The sequence below is a fragment of the Roseomonas chloroacetimidivorans genome, assembly GCF_049629625.1.
Taxonomy (GTDB): domain Bacteria; phylum Pseudomonadota; class Alphaproteobacteria; order Acetobacterales; family Acetobacteraceae; genus Roseomonas; species Roseomonas chloroacetimidivorans.
This window is the reverse complement of the sequence record NZ_JBNBZS010000246.1, coordinates 1-1,842: the sequence shown is the minus strand read 5'-3', so window position 1 is coordinate 1,842 and position 1,842 is coordinate 1. Positions and strand designations below refer to the sequence as shown.

At 67.0% G+C, this 1,842-nt stretch carries 1 protein-coding gene and 1 pseudogene; one reads left to right on the top strand and one right to left on the bottom strand.

The window, feature by feature from the left end; translation table 11 throughout:
* Positions 1–492: 492 nt before the first annotated feature.
* Positions 493–1,650: an IS110 family RNA-guided transposase gene (locus ACO1BU_RS37105; protein ID WP_424140862.1), complete on the bottom strand. Its 1,158-nt coding sequence runs from the start codon at positions 1,648–1,650 to the stop codon at positions 493–495.
* 65 nt (positions 1,651–1,715) lie between these two features.
* Here ACO1BU_RS37105 and ACO1BU_RS37100 point away from each other — a divergent pair.
* Positions 1,716–1,842 (top strand): annotated as a pseudogene (locus tag ACO1BU_RS37100) (transposase domain-containing protein); the annotation flags it as partial.

Genomic DNA, 1,842 nt, shown 5'->3' with positions numbered 1-1,842 from the left:
CCGGATCCAGAGAGGCCGCAACCAGTGGGATTGGCGGCTCTCTGCCCAGGTGCCGGCCTCGGCCACACCACCCAGCCGCCATTCGTCCTCAGCAGAAAGGACCACAGCACAATGAACACGTCTCGGATCGGGGCGGCGACCGGGCCGCGGCCATGTACTCGCTTGTATGGGGCGTTCCAGTGTCAAGTATGTTTCACATGACCAATTGCCCTTGCTGCCAGTGAGTGGAAAGAGAACGCCCGAGGGGAGCCCGCCTTGGGCGCGAAGCATCGCGCCGCGACCTTGTATTCGGTTGGACCCGCATAGGGTCCGGACCATGAAGCAGCCATGCGCTTCGGCGGCGAAGCTCCGGGGCGGCGGGCCCATTCTCATCGCGGCATGGAAGCCATGCGAGTACTCGGGTCACCGCCACCTCGGACCGTGATCAACGCCCTACCGCAGGAGCACGGCGGAACGTTGAAACTGTATTTGCCCGCTCCTTGCTGTTGCTGGTCAGACCGGTGACCGCAACACCACACCGTGCGGAACCTCGCCCATCGTGACCATACGCCACAAGGCAATGAGCAGCTTTCTGGCAAGAGCGACAATCATGGTCGTCTTGCGCGCGCCCTGGGCGGTCCGCACGCGATACCACTGCACGAGCGCACTCTCCTTCTGGAAGCGCAGGAAGCGCCAGGCGAGCTGAATCAGACCGCAGCGCACCCGGACATTGCCGGACTTGGCCAGCCCCTTCTCCCGCCGTTTGGACCCGCTCTCGGCGGGCGAGCCCGTCAGCCCGGCGTAGCGCGCCACCGCTCGGCGGTCGCGCAGGCCGCGCGAGAGCACCTCCTGCACCAGCATGTCCGCCGTCTCAACGCCGACGCCGGTGATGCTGGCCAGCAGGCGCACCATGGCGTGCGGCCCCGTCTTCGGGGCCTGCTCCAGGCGCTCCAGGCGGGCCTGCTCGATCGCCGTGATCTGCTCGCGCACCATCGCCAGTCGCGCCAGGTCGCGCCGGAACTCCTCCAGCGTGTTGGGCGGGATCGGCAGGTCTTCTGGGGTGCGCAAGGTCTCAAGGCGTCTCGGCGCGCTGCGCAACTCGGGCTTGCAGCCGCGGATGCCGAGCCGAGCCAGGGCGCCCTTCATGCGGTTGACGATGCGGGTGCGTTCGCCGACTAAACTCTCGCGCTCACGGCTCGGCCGCTTGGCGTCCTCCGCCTCGAGCGATGGCACCGCGACCATCCCGCAGTGCCCCCGCTCGCCACGCAGCCAGCCCATGAACACCCGCATCAGCATCGCCGTGTCGAGCCGATCGGTCTTCGCCCGCTTGTGCTCGCGCGAGATCGCCACGCTGGTCGGATGAATAACATGCACCTCAATCCCACGCGCGCGCAGCCATCGCACCAGCCAGAAACCGTCACGGCCCGCCTCGTAGGCGACTGCAACCCGGGTGATCCTGCGTCCAGCCCTGGTCGCTTCATCCTGCCAGCGCTTCAGCAGTCCGAGTAAGGCTTGCTCGTCCGGATCCAGCTTCTTCAGTGGCTGGCGCTTGACGCCTGGAACGGTCCCGGCGACCAGCCAGCTCGACTGACTCAACTCGATCACGGCAACCAGCGTGCTATCCTGCTCGAGCGGAACAAGGGACCTGCTCAGGTCGTCCGGCTGGGGCATGGGCCTACTCCATGGATTGCTACCTGCGCCGATGGTGCTCCACCCTCGCCGCCTGCCCATAGCTTCTCATCATCACCGCCAAGCTGAACGACGTCGACCCGCGCGCCTGGCTCGCCGACGTCCTGGCCCGCATCGCCGACCACCCCGCCTCGCGGCTTGACGAACTGCTGCCCTGTTGGGGTGGACGGCCCA

Bases quoted from the DNA above. Each gene is read 5' to 3' on its own strand.
- ACO1BU_RS37105 (WP_424140862.1), bottom strand. From the start codon at position 1,650: ATGCCCCAGCCGGACGACCTGAGCAGGTCCCTTGTTCCGCTCGAGCAG.